At 62.4% G+C, this 15656-nt stretch carries 13 protein-coding genes; 4 read left to right on the top strand and 9 right to left on the bottom strand.

Annotated elements, in window-relative coordinates:
* Nucleotides 1–157 precede the first annotated feature (157 nt).
* The 6 genes from AQUI_RS0114150 to AQUI_RS0114125 form a co-directional block, all read right to left on the bottom strand.
* Complete coding sequence (locus tag AQUI_RS0114150) at nucleotides 158–571, bottom strand: F0F1 ATP synthase subunit epsilon (RefSeq protein WP_027258092.1); 414 nt, start codon at nucleotides 569–571, stop codon at nucleotides 158–160.
* 57 nt (nucleotides 572–628) lie between these two features.
* The gene (atpD, locus tag AQUI_RS0114145; RefSeq protein WP_027258091.1) at nucleotides 629–2053 is read right to left on the bottom strand and encodes a F0F1 ATP synthase subunit beta; all 1425 of its coding nucleotides are present in this window, start codon (nucleotides 2051–2053) and stop codon (nucleotides 629–631) included.
* A gap of 21 nt (nucleotides 2054–2074) precedes the next feature.
* Nucleotides 2075–2956, bottom strand: coding sequence for a F0F1 ATP synthase subunit gamma (locus AQUI_RS0114140; protein WP_027258090.1), 882 nt, complete (start codon nucleotides 2954–2956; stop codon nucleotides 2075–2077).
* Between the two features lie 15 nt (nucleotides 2957–2971).
* The gene (atpA, locus tag AQUI_RS0114135; RefSeq protein ID WP_027258089.1) at nucleotides 2972–4510 is read right to left on the bottom strand and encodes a F0F1 ATP synthase subunit alpha; all 1539 of its coding nucleotides are present in this window, start codon (nucleotides 4508–4510) and stop codon (nucleotides 2972–2974) included.
* Nucleotides 4511–5071 carry a F0F1 ATP synthase subunit delta gene (locus AQUI_RS0114130; RefSeq protein WP_027258088.1) on the bottom strand — a complete coding sequence of 187 codons (561 nt, stop codon included), beginning with the start codon at nucleotides 5069–5071 and terminating at the stop codon, nucleotides 4511–4513. It lies immediately after the preceding gene.
* 395 nt (nucleotides 5072–5466) lie between these two features.
* On the bottom strand, nucleotides 5467–6213 hold the full coding sequence (locus tag AQUI_RS0114125) for a class I SAM-dependent methyltransferase (RefSeq protein WP_027258087.1): 747 nt from the start codon (nucleotides 6211–6213) through the stop codon (nucleotides 5467–5469).
* A gap of 55 nt (nucleotides 6214–6268) precedes the next feature.
* Between AQUI_RS0114125 and gloB the strand changes: the two genes are divergently transcribed.
* The 3 genes from gloB (at nucleotide 6269) to AQUI_RS0114110 (ending at nucleotide 10533) form a co-directional block, all read left to right on the top strand.
* Nucleotides 6269–7042: a hydroxyacylglutathione hydrolase gene (gloB, locus tag AQUI_RS0114120; RefSeq protein WP_035919983.1), complete on the top strand. Its 774-nt coding sequence runs from the start codon at nucleotides 6269–6271 to the stop codon at nucleotides 7040–7042.
* 177 nt (nucleotides 7043–7219) lie between these two features.
* Nucleotides 7220–9544, top strand: a complete 2325-nt coding sequence (gene clpA / locus AQUI_RS0114115) for an ATP-dependent Clp protease ATP-binding subunit ClpA (RefSeq protein ID WP_027258085.1) — start codon at nucleotides 7220–7222, stop codon at nucleotides 9542–9544.
* A complete protein-coding gene (locus AQUI_RS0114110; RefSeq protein ID WP_027258084.1) occupies nucleotides 9544–10533 on the top strand; it encodes a M23 family metallopeptidase in 990 nt (329 codons plus the stop codon). Before clpA ends, AQUI_RS0114110 begins: the two co-directional genes overlap by 1 nt.
* A 390-nt stretch (nucleotides 10534–10923) precedes the next feature.
* Here AQUI_RS0114110 and AQUI_RS0114105 read toward each other — a convergent pair whose 3' ends face one another.
* The 3 genes from AQUI_RS0114105 to AQUI_RS0114095 all read right to left on the bottom strand — a co-directional run bounded on the left by AQUI_RS0114105 (nucleotide 10924) and on the right by AQUI_RS0114095 (nucleotide 14565).
* Nucleotides 10924–12765, bottom strand: coding sequence for a peptidoglycan -binding protein (locus AQUI_RS0114105; protein ID WP_027258083.1), 1842 nt, complete (start codon nucleotides 12763–12765; stop codon nucleotides 10924–10926).
* Nucleotides 12766–12768: 3 nt separating this feature from the next.
* Nucleotides 12769–13959 (bottom strand): biopolymer transporter ExbB, encoded by a 1191-nt coding sequence (locus tag AQUI_RS0114100; RefSeq protein WP_027258082.1) that lies wholly within the window; start codon nucleotides 13957–13959, stop codon nucleotides 12769–12771.
* Nucleotides 13960–14034: 75 nt separating this feature from the next.
* Complete coding sequence (locus tag AQUI_RS0114095; protein WP_027258081.1) at nucleotides 14035–14565, bottom strand: gamma-glutamylcyclotransferase; 531 nt, start codon at nucleotides 14563–14565, stop codon at nucleotides 14035–14037.
* A gap of 67 nt (nucleotides 14566–14632) precedes the next feature.
* Here AQUI_RS0114095 and AQUI_RS0114090 point away from each other — a divergent pair, with 67 nt between their 5' ends.
* Complete coding sequence (locus AQUI_RS0114090; protein WP_027258080.1) at nucleotides 14633–15631, top strand: DUF2125 domain-containing protein; 999 nt, start codon at nucleotides 14633–14635, stop codon at nucleotides 15629–15631.
* Nucleotides 15632–15656 lie beyond the last annotated feature (25 nt).

Below are 15656 nucleotides of genomic sequence, written 5' to 3'. Positions count from 1 at the left end.
GACAGCCGCAAGACCGCGCATTAAAGGATGTCCAGGTTAAAATGTCATTCCACCGCGCAGCTCTCCGTTGCAGGCACACCTCTCCGAACAGCCTTCCCCACAAAAAAACCGACCCCCAATGGGAGCCGGTTTCAAAATCGTCCAATCCGCAGATGGATCAGAGGGACATATGGGTGCCTAGGGCTTCCATGTCGGCGAGCAGCTTGGCCGCGTCCTCGACCAGGCCGTGCGGCTGGTCTTCCTCTTTTGCGGTCTTGTACATCTCGCGGGCGTCCTCGATCAGCGTGTTCATCTGATCACGGGTCATTTCAGCCATCGGGATCGCACGCTCGGCCAGAACCGACAGGCTGTCGCCGCCGATTTCAGCAAAGCCACCGGTAACCACATACTCCGCGTTGCCTTCCGGGCTTTCGACCTTCAGCACGCCAGGGCGCAGGGTGGTGATGGTGGGCGCGTGGGCCGGCATTGCCGTCATGTCGCCTTCCGCACCGGGGATCTGGACCGCGCTGGCCTGCAGCGAAGCAAGGCTCCGCTCCGGGCTCACGAGGTCGAATTGCATCGTTTGTGCCATTGGGGCCTCCGTTCAGGGTCTCCCCTGCACCGGCAAGGCGCAGAGGAATATCCAGTCTTAGGCGGCTTCCGCAGCCATCTTCTCGGCTTTGGCGATCACTTCGTCGATGCCGCCAACCATGTAGAAGGCGCCTTCGGGCAGGTGGTCGTATTCGCCGGCCACAACAGCCTTGAACGACGAGATGGTGTCTTCCAACGGAACCTGCACACCGTCCGAGCCGGTGAAGACTTTTGCCACGTCGAACGGCTGGGACAGGAAACGCTGGATTTTACGCGCACGCGCAACGGTCAGCTTGTCCTCTTCCGACAGTTCGTCCATGCCGAGGATCGCGATGATGTCCTGCAGCGACTTGTAGCGCTGAAGGATCTGCTGAACGTCGGAAGCCACTGCATAGTGCTCTTCGCCAACGATCTGCGGGTCCATCAGGCGCGACGAGGAGTCGAGCGGGTCCACAGCGGGGTAGATGCCGAGTTCCGAGATCGCACGGTTGAGAACGGTGGTCGCGTCCAGGTGGGCAAAGGTGGTTGCCGGAGCCGGGTCGGTAAGGTCGTCCGCAGGCACGTAGACGGCCTGGATCGAGGTGATCGAACCGTTCTTGGTGGAGGTGATGCGTTCCTGCATGGCGCCCATGTCGGTTGCCAGGGTCGGCTGGTAGCCCACAGCCGAAGGAATACGGCCGAGCAGAGCGGACACTTCGGAACCGGCCTGAGTAAAGCGGAAGATGTTGTCCACGAAGAACAGAACGTCGGTGCCGGACTGGTCGCGGAACTGTTCGGCCAGGGTCAGGCCGGTCAGCGCAACACGAGCACGCGCACCCGGAGGCTCGTTCATCTGACCGTAAACCAGGGCAACCTGCGATTCTTCCAGGTTATCCGGCTTGATCACGTTGGATTCGATCATTTCCCAGTACAGGTCGTTGCCTTCACGGGTCCGTTCGCCAACACCCGCAAACACCGAATAGCCCGAGTGCACTTTGGCGATGTTGTTGATCAGTTCCATGATCAGAACGGTTTTACCCACGCCGGCGCCGCCGAACAGGCCGATCTTGCCGCCTTTGGAGTAAGGCGCCAGCAGGTCGATAACCTTGATGCCGGTCACCAGGACTTCCGACTCGGTCGACTGTTCGTTGAATTCCGGTGCGGGCTGGTGGATCGCCCGGGTCTCGGTTGCGTTCACCGGGCCCTTTTCGTCGACGGGCTCGCCCACGACGTTCAGGATGCGGCCCAGGGTGGCGTTGCCGACCGGGATCGAGATCGGCGCGCCGGTGTCTTCCACGGCCTGACCGCGGACCAGGCCCTCGGTCGCATCCATCGCGATGCAGCGGACGGTGTTTTCGCCCAGGTGCTGGGACACTTCCAGAACCAGGTTCTTACCGTCGTTTTCGGTGTTCAGTGCGTTCAGAATTGCGGGCAGGTGGTCGTCAAACTGGACGTCCACAACGGCGCCGATGATCTGGGTCACCTTGCCTTTTGCTTGTGCCATTTGTTGGTCTCCGGTTGTCTCTTAGAGCGCCTCAGCGCCCGAAATGATTTCAATCAGCTCGTTGGTGATCACGGCCTGGCGGGAGCGGTTGTACTGGATCGTCAGCTTGTCGATCATGTCGCCCGCGTTGCGGGTGGCGTTGTCCATCGCGCTCATCCGGGCACCCTGTTCGGATGCACCGTTTTCCAGCAGCGCCGAGAAGATCTGCGTAGCCACGCCGCGCGGCAGCAGGTCCGCAAGGATCTGCTCTTCGCCGGGCTCGTAGTCATACACCGCAGATGCGCTATCGGCGTCACCTTCGCCGCCCTCGTAAGAGGCCGGGATGATCTGCTGAGCGGTCGGGATCTGGGTCACAACGTTGACGAACTCCGCAAAGAAGATCGTGGCAACGTCGAATTCGCCAGCATCGAACCGTGTCAGGATGTCCTTGGCAACGCCCTGCGCATTGGCATAGCCGATGCGCTTGACGTCGCTGAGGTCCACATGGCCGACGAAATCGCCGCCCAGGTCGCGTTTCAGGGCGTCACGGCCCTTTTTGCCGACGGTCAGAACCTTGACCGTCTTGCCCGCGGCCTTCAGCTCGGCCGCTTTTTGGCGGGCAAGCTTGGCGATATTCGAGTTGAAGCCGCCGCACAGACCGCGCTCGGCGGTCATAACGACAAGCAGGTGGGTCTGGTCGCTGCCGGTGCCGCGAAGCAGCTTGGGGGCTGACTCGCTGCCGCCGACCGAGGCCGCCAGCCCTGCCATCACGGCGTTGAACCGTTTGGTATAGGGACGGGAGTCCTCGGCAGCTTCCTGGGCGCGGCGAAGTTTCGCCGCGGCCACCATCTGCATGGCTTTTGTGATCTTGCGGGTCGATTTGACCGACGCGATCCTGGTTTTAAGGTCCTTAAGGTTCGGCATTGCCTGGGATCCCCCTTAAGCGAAGCTAGCGGCGAACTCGTCCAGCGCAGCTTTCACTTTGTCCGCCAGCTCGTCCTTCACCTTACGGTCGTTGTTGGTGATGTCCGCCAGCAGGTCGGCATGTTTGCCGCGCAGGTGGTTCAGCAGGCCTTCCTCATAGCGGCCGACTTCCTTGACGTCGACTTTGTCGAGGTAGCCGTTGGTGCCGGCGAAGATCACGCAGACGATTTCAGCGTTGGTCAGCGGCGAGTACTGCGCCTGCTTCATCAGCTCGGTCAGACGGGCGCCACGGGCCAGCAGCTGCTGGGTGGCGGCGTCCAGGTCGGAGCCGAACTGCGCGAACGCAGCCATTTCGCGGTACTGGGCCAGCGACAGTTTCACTGGGCCTGCCACGCTCGACATCGCCTTGGTCTGGGCCGAGGAACCCACACGCGAAACCGACAGACCGGTGTTCACAGCGGGGCGGATGCCCTGGTAGAATAGTTCGGTTTCCAGGAAGATCTGGCCATCGGTGATCGAGATCACGTTGGTCGGAATAAACGCCGACACGTCGCCGCCCTGGGTTTCAATGATCGGCAGCGCGGTCAGCGAGCCGGCACCGAAGTCTTCGTTCAGCTTGGCCGAACGCTCCAGCAGGCGGGAGTGCAGGTAGAAAACGTCGCCCGGATAGGCTTCACGGCCCGGCGGACGGCGCAGCAGCAGCGACATCTGACGGTACGCCACAGCCTGCTTGGACAGGTCATCATAGATGATCAGCGCGTGACGGCCGTTGTCGCGGAAGAATTCCGCCATTGCGGTTGCGGCATAGGGGGCCAGGAACTGCAGCGGTGCCGGGTCGGATGCGGTTGCAGCCACAACGATGGAGTATTCCATCGCGCCGGTTTCTTCCAGCTTCTTCACCAGCTGGGCCACGGTGGAGCGCTTCTGGCCAACCGCGACGTAAACGCAGTAAAGCTTCTTGCTCTCATCGTCGCCGGCGGCGTCGTTGTAGGATTTCTGGTTCAGGATCGCGTCCAGAGCCACGGCGGTCTTGCCGGTCTGACGGTCGCCGATGATCAGCTCACGCTGGCCGCGGCCGATCGGGATCATCGCGTCAACCGATTTGAGGCCGGTCGCCATCGGCTCGTGCACCGATTTACGCGGGATGATGCCCGGTGCCTTGACGTCGGCAACGCCGCGGGTGACGTCTTCGATCGGGCCCTTGCCGTCCAGCGGGTTGCCAAGGCCGTCCACAACGCGGCCCAGCAGGCCGTTGCCGACCGGCACGTCCACGATGGAGTTGGTGCGCTTGACGGTGTCGCCTTCTTTAATGTCCCGGTCCGAGCCGAAAATCACGATACCGACGTTGTCGCTTTCCAGGTTCAGCGCCATGCCCATGATGCCGCCCGGGAATTCGACCATTTCACCGGCCTGAACATTGTCGAGGCCGTAAACGCGGGCAATACCGTCACCGACGGACAGCACGCGGCCGATTTCAGCCACTTCTGCTTCTTGACCAAAATTCTTGATCTGGTCTTTCAGGATCGCAGAAATCTCTGCTGCTTGGATACCCATTTATCCGACCTCTTTCATTGCATTCTGTAGGGAGTTGAGCTTGGAGCGGATCGAGCTGTCGATCATCTTCGAGCCCACTTTAACGACAAGTCCGCCGATGATGGAGGCATCGACGGAAGCATTGATAGTAACTTTCTTGCCCACGCGCTCGGCCAGGGTCTTGGCCAGCTTTTCGCTTTGGGTCTTGGTCAGCGCCTTGGCGGATACCACGTCGGCGGTGACTTCGCCGCGGGCTTCGGCCAAGCGGGCGCGCAGCGCGTCGAGCAGCGCGGGCACCACAAACAGACGGCGCTTGTCGGCCATCAGAGCCAGGGTATTGCGCAGGACGGGATCCAGTCCCATCTTGTCAGCCACCGCAGCGATTGCGGCGCCCTGTTCGTCGCGCGACACCAGCGGCGACTGGATCAGGCTGTTGAGGTCGTCGCTGTCAGCCAGCGCGGCTGCCAGGTCATTGATGCTGGTTTCAAGGCTGTCGAGCGCCTTGTTTTCTTCCGCGATGTCGAACACCGCCGTGGCATAGCGCGCGGCAATGCCTGCAGAAATCGAAGCTGGTTCGGACACGTCCACCCTTCCGATATGTTATTGGCCCCGGTTGGCGTACCCGGCCACAGGCGGCGTCCGGGGGCGTGAGTCATCCCCCATTGGCAGCGGGGCGTTGAAATCAGCGTGGGTCTAGCAGAGCGGATGCGACCTATCAACTGCCTATAACGGTAACAGGAAGAAGCATGTTTCCAATGTTTTCAAAGCATTAAGACAAGTGCGGCCCTTTGACCACAGTCGATAAATAAAAAAGTGCGGCTGAACTGCAGGATTTGGCGATTCCGGAAACCTGCATTTGCGGCCAAAATGGTCACATATCGGACCAGAACCCGGCTTTTCCGCCCCTCCGGGCGCCAAACCCGCAGTTTCAGGGAATCGAAATCCGCCGCGAATGGGCCGGATCGGCCCTGGATGGGTCAGGCCGGTTCCGGCATCGGGTTCGACAGCCCCTCCAGCACCCGGATGCGGCTGGGGGTTTTGGTGCGGGTCATGTGACCGCGCTGCGAATGGGTTTGCTTACTGACCTCGACCATGAAAACGCCGCCCGCCAGCATTGCAGGCAGTTTGCGGCCCATTTTTTCCAGCATCGCACCGGATTTCAGCCAGAACCGCTTGTGGCTGGGAAGCCTGTAGAGCGCGGCGGTGTGCTGCTCGATGGCGAACTGGTGCTCGCGCAGCTGGCCTTCGAGCTGGCGCAGCGTGTAGGGGCGGCCAAAGCCGAACGGTGTCAGATCCGATCGCGCCCAAAAACCGGCCCGGTTTGGCACCACGAAAATCGCCCGCCCCCCCGGCCCCAGCACCCGCCAGCATTCTTCCAGCAGTTTTGTGGGCCGCTCCGAGGTTTCCAGGCCATGCATTACCACCAGCCGATCGATCCTACCGGTGTCAACCGGCCAGCTGGTTTCCTCGCACAGAACTGAGACATTGGGCATCCCCGCAGGCCATTGCATGACCCCCTGCGGCCCCGGCATCAGCGCCATCACCCGGCGTGCCTCGGGCAGATAGGGGCGCAGCAGCGGCGCGGCGAACCCGAAACCTGCCACCGTCAGCCCTTCGGTGCCTGGCCAGATGTCCAGCAGCCGGCCACGGATCGACGCCTGCGCCGCCCGCCCCAGGGTGCTGCGATAGTAGAAGTTCCTAAGATCCTGAACATCAAGATGCATTGCGGGTGCCTGCTGCTTCGGCCAATCTGGGCGCAGTTTAGCAATGTAAAGGCGAATGACCATGCCTCTTGAGATCATCACACTGCCCTGCCTGTCGGATAACTATGCCTTTTTGATCCGCAATCCCGCGTCGGGCGAAACCGCGCTGGTGGATGCGCCCGAGGCCGGCGCTATCAAGGCAGCACTATCGGCGCGCGGCTGGGGGCTGGACTGGATCCTGCTGACCCATCACCACTGGGACCACGTGGACGGGGTGGCAGAGTTGCAGGAAACCTACGGCGCAAAGGTGGCCGGCGCCGCAGCCGACGCGCACCGGCTGCCGCCGCTGGATCTGGCGGTCGAGGATGGCGGACAGTTTGCACTGCTGGGCGAACAGGTGCAGGTGATGGATGTCTCCGGCCACACCGTTGGCCATATTGCTTTCTATCTGCCAGGTTCAAATGCGGTGTTCACCGCCGACAGCCTGATGGCGCTGGGATGCGGGCGTCTGTTCGAGGGCAGCCCGCAGCAGATGTGGGCCAGCCTGTCGCGGCTTGCCGCGCTGCCGCCGCACACTATGGTTTATTCAGGACATGAATACACCCAGTCCAACGGTGCCTTTGCAGTCACCGCAGACCCCGGCAACCCGGCGTTGCAGGCGCGTATCCGTGATATCGCAGCGGCCCGGACAGCCGGCGTTGCAACGGTTCCGTCTTTGCTCCAGCTGGAGCTTGACACTAACCCGTTCCTGCGCGCCGGTGACAGCGCCGTGAGAGCACATCTGGGCATGGAAGCTGCTGAAGACGCAGAGGTTTTTGCCGAAATTCGCAAACGCAAAGACAATTTCTGAGCAAATCAAGGGCATCCGGGCGCAACAGGGAGAAAATAATTGTGACCCCAAAATGAAGAAAAGCCCTTGAAGCTGGCGCGCTATCAACCAAACTCTAACCTTATAAGCACATGGTTGAACTGCGGGGTTGGTTAATACCGCCCCATCCGGCCAACCCAAGATCAGAGGAGCACGCCCGTGCCTTCATTCTCGAGCACCCTGGAACAGGCCATTCACGCAGCGCTGGCGCTGGCGAATGAACGCCGTCATGAATTCGCAACCCTGGAACATCTGCTTCTGGCCCTGATCGACGAGCCCGATGCGGCCCGTGTAATGCGCGCCTGCAGCGTCGACCTGACCGACTTGCGATCCTCGCTGGTGGAATTTGTGGATGAGGATCTTGCCAACCTCGTGACCGACATCGACGGATCCGAGGCGGTGCCGACCGCGGCCTTCCAGCGGGTCATTCAACGGGCCGCGATCCATGTTCAAAGCTCGGGCCGCACCGAAGTGACAGGCGCCAATGTGCTGGTCGCCATTTTTGCCGAACGCGAAAGCGACGCGGCCTATTTCCTGCAGGATCAGGAAATGACCCGCTATGACGCAGTGAACTTTATCGCCCATGGCGTGGCCAAGGATCCGGCTTTTGGGGAACCCCGCCCGGTCTCCGGCGCACCTGAGCAGGAAGAAGACAGCATCACAGCCGCCCCTGAGGGCGAAAAAAAGGAAAGCGCGCTGGCGAAATACTGCGTGGACCTCAATGCCAAATCCCGCGAAGGCGATATTGACCCGCTGATCGGTCGCGATCACGAGGTTGAGCGCTGTATCCAGGTCCTGTGCCGCCGCCGCAAGAACAACCCGCTGCTGGTCGGCGACCCCGGTGTCGGCAAAACCGCCATCGCCGAAGGCCTCGCCCGCAAAATCGTGTCCGGCGAAACCCCTGAGGTGCTGTCCGAGACAACCATTTACTCGCTCGACATGGGCGCGCTGCTGGCAGGCACGCGCTACCGCGGTGATTTCGAGGAACGGCTGAAGGCCGTGGTGAACGAGCTGGAAGACCACCCGGACGCAGTTCTATTCATCGATGAAATCCACACGGTCATCGGGGCCGGTGCCACCTCCGGCGGCGCCATGGATGCCTCCAACCTGCTGAAGCCTGCGCTGCAAGGCGGCAAGCTGCGCACCATGGGTTCCACCACCTACAAGGAGTTCCGCCAGCATTTCGAGAAGGACCGCGCGCTGTCCCGCCGGTTCCAGAAAATCGACGTGAATGAGCCTTCGGTGGAGGACTCCATTGAAATCCTGAAAGGCCTGAAACCCTATTTCGAGGACCATCACGGCATCAAGTTCACTGGCGATGCGATCAAGACCGCGGTGGAGCTGTCGGCCCGTTACATCAACGACCGCAAGCTGCCGGACAAAGCCATCGATGTCATTGACGAGGCCGGCGCCGCGCAGCACCTGGTGATTGAATCCAAGCGCCGCAAGACCATCGGCGTCAAAGAGATCGAGGCCGTGGTGGCCAAGATCGCCCGCATCCCGCCGAAGAGCGTGTCGAAAGACGATGCCGAAGTGCTGAAAGATCTGGAGAAGTCGCTGAAACGCGTGGTCTTCGGCCAGGACGACGCGATTACCGCCCTGTCCAGTGCGATCAAGCTGGCCCGTGCCGGCCTGCGCGAACCGGAAAAGCCGATCGGCAATTACCTGTTTGCAGGCCCCACCGGTGTCGGCAAGACCGAGGTGGCCAAACAGCTGGCGGATACGCTTGGCGTGGAACTGCTGCGGTTTGACATGTCGGAATACATGGAGAAACACGCGGTCTCCCGCCTGATCGGCGCGCCTCCGGGCTATGTCGGTTTTGACCAGGGCGGCCTGCTGACAGACGGCGTCGATCAGCACCCGCACTGCGTGCTGCTGCTTGATGAAATGGAAAAGGCGCATCCGGACGTCTACAACATCCTGTTGCAGGTGATGGACAACGGCCAGCTGACCGACCACAACGGCCGCACGGTGAATTTCCGCAACGTGGTGCTGATCATGACCTCGAACGCCGGCGCGTCGGAACAGGCGAAAGCCGCTATCGGCTTTGGCCGCGACCGCCGCGAGGGTGAAGACACCGCCGCGATCGAACGCACGTTCACGCCCGAATTCCGCAACCGCCTGGATGCGGTGATCTCCTTCGCGCCGCTCGGCAAAGAGGTGATCCTGCAGGTGGTCGAGAAATTCGTCCTCCAGTTGGAAGCCCAGCTGATGGACCGCAATGTCTCGATCGAGCTGACCCGCAAGGCAGCTGAATGGCTCGCTGACAAGGGCTACGACGACCGCATGGGCGCGCGGCCTCTGGGCCGGGTGATCCAGGAGCACATCAAGAAGCCGCTGGCCGAGGAGCTTCTGTTCGGCAAGCTGACCAAAGGCGGTATCGTCAAGGTTGGCATCAAGGACGGCAAGCTGGAGTTGCGCCTGGAAGGGCCAAGCAAGCCGCGGATCTCCGGCGACAAGCCGCCGCTGCTGACTGCAGACTGATGCGCCTTGCAGCGCTGATCACCGCAGTATCGCTCGCCGCGCCCGCCGCGGCGGGCGATTTTCTTTTGCAGTTCCCGCTGGACTGCACTTTGGGCGACACCTGTCACATCCAGCAGTTCGTCGACCACGATCCCGGCCCCGGTGCCACGGATTTCACCTGCGGCCCGCTGAGTTATGATGGCCACAAAGGAACGGATATCGCCCTGCCCTACCTGTCGGACATGCAGGCAGGCGTCGCGGTGCGGGCGGCAGCTGGTGGTGTAGTCCTTGGCACCCGCAACAGCATGGCGGACCAGTATGCTACCGATGATAATGCCGCAGAAATCGACGGTAAGGAATGCGGCAACGGGGTGGTCCTGCGCCACGGCAACGGATGGGAAACCCAATACTGCCACATGAAGCGCGGTTCGGTCCGGGTGCAAAGCGGCATGAAGGTCAAGCCCGGCGATATTCTGGGCGAGGCCGGTCTCTCTGGCAAGACCCAGTTCCCGCACCTGCATTTGTCTGTGCGCAAGGACGGCGCGGTGGTGGATCCTTTTGCGCCGGAAAGCCTTGATACCTGCGGCGCCCCTGCCGGTAAGACACTCTGGGCGGATCCGCCGGCCTATCAGCCGGGCGGCGTGCTGGGGACCGGTTTCAGCGCGGCAATCCCTGAATACAGTGCGATCAAGGCGGGCACCGCGGACACCGCACCGCTGGCAGCAGATGCGCCTGCGTTTGTATTCTGGGCCTACGCGTTTGGCGGTCTGGCAGGCGACCAGCTTGACCTGACGGTGAGAGGCCCTGGCGGCGAACTGGTCTCTCACAGCGAAGCACTGAACAAAAACCAGGCCCAGTTTTTCCGCGCCGCCGGCCGTCGGCTGCGCGGCGGGCAATGGCCGGAGGGCACGTATACCGGCACGGCCCGTCTGTTGCGGGACGGCCGGCAGGTTGACAGCTTTACCCGCAGCATGGTGATCGCGCTGCCGGAAGACCCCGCCTCCCAGTAACCGGCCTTACAGTTTTCCGCTTCATAGTGACCGGGTTCATAGTATCAGGCCTTATCCAGATACGCGGCCGGGGCGCACGCGCTGGCCGCTGCCGGGTCCAACGGGAACGGTTGCCCTAGGGGCAGTCAGAGCCGGAAGGGAGACCTCGCCTGCGGATCCAGCGACCGCATCTGTACTGCATATTTCAGTACCTGGATTTGATAACTCCCGAAATTGCAATAGATTTAAGGTTGCCCTGCTGCCCGGTGGGGCCGCAACCCGTGCGTAACTAGTAGCTTGTCTCCATTAGTGAAGCGGGTTGCACATTGCAGGCAACGGGTCTGCCGGTGACGAACGTACAGCTGATCAACCGCGCGCAGCGACGCACACGTTCCTCAACCGAATTTCCAGCTATTTTTCCGTGAACTTCAGCTCGATCCGCCGGTTCTGGGCGCGCGCTTCGGCTGTGTCCGACGGGTTCACCGGCTGGTATTCGCCAAACCCGTTGGCCGCCAGCCGCGACGGCGGCACCCCAAGCGCCTCAACCATGTAGCGCACCACCGACAGCGCCCGGCCTTGGCTGAGTTCCCAGTTGTCGGCGAATTTCGGATGCCCCAGCAGCGGTGACGAATCGGTGTGCCCATCCACCCGGATGATCCAGTTGATCTCCTGCGGGATCGCTGCCACGACGCTTTGCAGAATTGAAACCACCTTGGCAATTTCAACCCGCCCTGCGGGAGACAGGGTTGCACTGCCCGGCGCAAACAGCACCTCAGAGGCAAAGACAAAGCGGTCTCCCTGGATACGCACCCCCTCCTGGCTGCCCAGTAAATCCCGCAGGCGGCCAAAGAATTCCGAACGGTAACGTTCCAGATCCTGCGCCTTGCTGGCAAGGGCCGCAGCCTCCATTTCCAGCCGCTTGCGCTCTTGCTCTTCCAGCAAGCGCCGCTTGCGCTCTTCCGAGGCGGCACGGGCCAAGGCTGCGTTCAGGTCCTGGCCGAGGTTTTGCAACTGCACCTGCTGCGCCGCGTCCCGGCCTTGATAGTCATCCAGAATGGCCTGCAGGCCGCCCAGCTGTTCGCGCAAGGCCGCCACCTGCTGGTTCAGCAGCGCGGTTTCGCGGCGAGCCTCTTCGGAGATGGCCTGCTCCTCAGACAAGGCCGAACGCGCCTGCGCCAGTAGGGCTGCGCGTTCTTCGGCCAGGCTCAACTGCTCCGTGGCGCTGCCCTCTGCGCTCTGCTGCGCGGCGACTGCCGCAAGCAGTCGCTTGCGCAGAACATCCAGCTCCCCGGCTTGGATCTCTGCTGCAGCCAAAGCGGCCTTGGCTTCGGCCAGCTCTGCCGCCAGCTTTCCGGCCTCTGCATCAGATCCTGCATGGGCGGCCTCCAGTTCAGACAGTTGCGCGTCCAGCTGTGTCCTGGCCGCTTCGGCGGCGGCCAGCAGGGTCAGCGTATCCTCCGCCTCCTGGCGCTGCGCCTCCAAGGCCAGTGTCATTGCGGTGAGTTCGGCGTCGGCATTCTGCAGTTTTTCCCGCAGGGCTTCGGCGGCAGCGGCCTCAATCAGGCGGGCGGCTTCTTCATCGCCCAGTTGGGCCTGCAATTCGGAAATCCGGGTTGTTTGCTCGCTGCCTTCTGCCTCAAGACTGGCGATCAATGCCTTCATCGCCTCGCGCTGTGCTGCCGCCAGCCGGGCTGCCTCTACCTGCACATCAATCTCGCCGCGGGCTTGCGACAGGGCCAGGTTCAGGGCCTCTTGTTCTCTCAACAATTCCGCGCGCGCCGCCTCCAGGTCTTCGCGTTCGGCGCTTAGATCCGCGACCCGCGTCCGGGCGGCATCGCGGCTTGCGATCAGGGCCGCCACCTTTGCCTCAAAACTGGTAATGCGGCTGGCGGCCTCGGCCAGTTCACCTGCCTGCCGGTCACGGTCCGCAGTCAGGGAGGTGATCAGGCTGCGCGCCTGGTCCAAATCCTGTTCAGCAGTATTGAGGGTTGACGTCAGCGCCCCAAGCCGAGCGTTCAGCTGATTGTTCTCGCGCTCCTCCAGCCCCAGGGCCGAGGCCAGCGCGCTTACCTCGGCGGACAGTTCATCCAGCTGGCTTTCCTGGCCGGTAATCGTCTCGCGCAGGACAAATTGCACCACCATGAAGATGGTCAGTACAAACATCAGCACCAAGAGAAGCCCGGTCATCGCATCGACGAACCCCGGCCAGATCGAGGCCTGGAACCGCTGTCCTGTGCGCCGGGAAAGGGCCATCGCCTATTCCCCCATATCCCGGGCAGAGGTACCGCCCCGGGCCAGTCCGCGCGGGCGCGCGAAGGCCTTGATCAAAAGTTCAATGTCCTTGCGCAGCTCGGTCAGGCTTTCCTGCCGGCCGGCTGAGATTTCCTCAAGGATGCGCAGCATCTGCACATCGATCGAACGCAACCGCATCCGGCTTTCGGCGTCGATACCGCCCTGTTCGCTATGAGCGCGCAGTATCTCGGTCAGTGCTTCCTGCCCGACGGCCACCCGGTCCAATGCTGCGGTGACGGTGCCGGTCTGCTGCTGGCGGCGGTTCATCTCCTGAATAGTTTCCACCAGATCGCCCAGCTTTTGATCCACCGCGGCACGGCCTTCAGAGGTTTCGGCAAACATCGCCTGCAGCGCGTCCATCTGCTCGGCCATGTTGTCGAGCACCTGGGAAACGACACCGCTGTCGCCGGCGCCATCCTCGCCCGAAGAAAAGCTGACGCGGGTGATGGAGGACAGCCATTCCTCCAGTTCGCGGTAGAACCGGTTCTGGCCGTGGCCGGCAAACAGCTCCAGCAATCCGACAATCAGTGATCCGGCCAGGCCCAGCAGCGAAGAGGCAAAAGCAACGCCCATGCCGCCCAGCTGTGCCTCCAGCCCGGTCATCAGGCGATTGAAGACAGAAAGCCCCTCCTCGCCCTCCTGCGGGGCCAGGCTGCGGATGGTGTCAACGACGGCGGGAACGGTGGTGGCGAGACCATAGAAGGTGCCCAGAAGGCCAAGGAAAATCAGCAGGTTGACAATGTACCGGGTGATTTCACGGTCTTCATCGATCCGGTTGGCGACCGAGTCCAGAATGGACTGTGTCGAGGCCGACCCCAGCTGCATCCGCGCTCCGCGCGAGCGCAGCAGCGAGGCCAAGGGCGCCAGCATCGAGGGCGGCCGGCGCTCATCCGAAGTGTCGCCGAATGCAAACCGTTCGATCCAGCGCACCGAACCGATGAGCTGCACCACCTGCCAGAAACAAGCCAGCACCCCGATCACAAAGACAAAGACGATGAAACCGTTCAGCCACGGATTGGCCTCAAACACCGGCAGCACCCGCGGCAAGGCGACAAAGGCGCCAAAGGCCGACAGCCCCAATGCGATCAGCATCATGATGATCTGCCGCACCGGCTGCGAAAACTGCGGCCGGGTTTTGCGGTCTGGCTGCGCCATCTTGCTGGCTCCTGACACGTTGACTGCTCTTATTGGGTCGCAGCCTATAAGCAAAGTGTCAAAAGCGCCAAGGCTTTATGCGGTGATTTCCCGCACCCGGCCTGCAAGCCAATCCAGATCGTGATCGTGCAGGCCGATCTCCGCCAAGTGTTCGGCAGTGTTATAAAGGTATTCAGTATTGGGACCGCGCCCGCCCACCGCATGGGCGATCATCTGCGCCTGTTTTTCCAGGCTGAGACCGCCGCAATACTGCACATGGTGGGGGTCGATCACATAGGTGACGGCGACTACAATGCTGCCATCCGCCAGCTCCACTTCCAGATCCCGCTCAAGATAGGCAGAGGAGATCAGCTCTCGCTCGCGCAGCTCAGCCAGGGTCTGTTCTTCGTGGCCTGCTTCCACCGACAGCGCCAGCCCCTTGCAATGGGCGCCTTCGGTTGCGTCCAGCGCCAGCACCAGACCGGGATGATCCTCAGTGCCGCGGTGATGGATCGAGGTCATGCAAAAGGATCTCGCATAGCCGTGCAGCACCGCTACCTCGCGCCGTGACACCGGAAAGCCAGGGTTCCAAAGAAGCGATCCGTATCCGAATACCCACATGGTCATGTTGTCTGGCCCTTTCTGCTCCCCCTCTATAAACAGCAATCCTGATCCGGACAAAAGAGGCTATCCGATGCGCCTGGCAAAACTGCTGATTGCCGCCCTGATGGTGTGGAGCCTGTATTGGGCCGCAGCGTCCTGGGGGCTGCGCAGCGGCATCGCGGCTTGGTTTGCCGAGCAAGAGCGGCGGGGCTGGCAGGCTGAGTTCTCTGCTCTTGAAACCAGCGGCTACCCTATCCGCCATATGACCCGGATCAGCCGCCCGGCGCTGGCTGATCCCGGCACCGGCACCGCCTGGCGGGCCGACTGGCTGGATCTGGCAAGCCCTGCTGCCTGGCCGGGCAAACTGGACCTGCACTTCCCTGCCTCGGCCCAGCGGCTGTCCTATTTCGACCAGACCGCGGTGATCACGGCTCAAGGCCTGCAAGCCAGCCTGCATCTGGCGCCGGGTGCGGCGCTGGAATTGGAGGAACTGGCGCTGATCTCGGCCCCGTGGCAGATCGCACGAAGCGGCGAGACGGTGCTGAGCGGCGCGTCGCTGGACCTGCGCATGGTGCAGTCGGACAGGCCTGAGGTCTACCGGGTTACGGCAGAAACCGCTGAGCTTGCCCCGCGCGCCGCCTGGCGGCGGCTGCTGGCGGCCAATTCCGCACTTCCGGAACAGTTTGACACGCTGGCATTGGAGCTGACGGTTGCCTTTGACGCGCCCTGGGACCGGGCCGCACTGGAACAGCGGCGGCCGCAGCCGCGCCGGATCGATCTGGAACTGGCAGAGGCCGGCTGGGGCGACCTACGGCTGAAGGCCGCCGGAACGCTGACAGTGGACACCCAGGGCCTGCCAGAGGGCGGAATTACACTGCAGGCGGAAAACTGGCGCGGGCTGGTGCTGATGGCGGTACGCAGCGGCGCGCTGCCTCCCAGCCTGCGCAGCTCTGTCGAGCGCGTACTGAGCCTCCTGGCTGAAACGAGCGGCAACCCGCGGAACCTGGACATCACGCTGGGGTTCTCCGGCGGCTACGTGACACTTGGCCCCCTGCCCCTGGGCCGCGCCCCGCGGCTGATCATCCGCTAAAGAAGCCTGCAAGCGCAGCCTGCCA

Source organism: Leisingera aquimarina DSM 24565 (assembly GCF_000473165.1).
Classification (GTDB): Bacteria; Pseudomonadota; Alphaproteobacteria; order Rhodobacterales; family Rhodobacteraceae; genus Leisingera; species Leisingera aquimarina.
The sequence above is the reverse complement of the archived record's forward strand: the minus strand, read 5'-3'. Positions and strand labels throughout refer to the sequence as shown.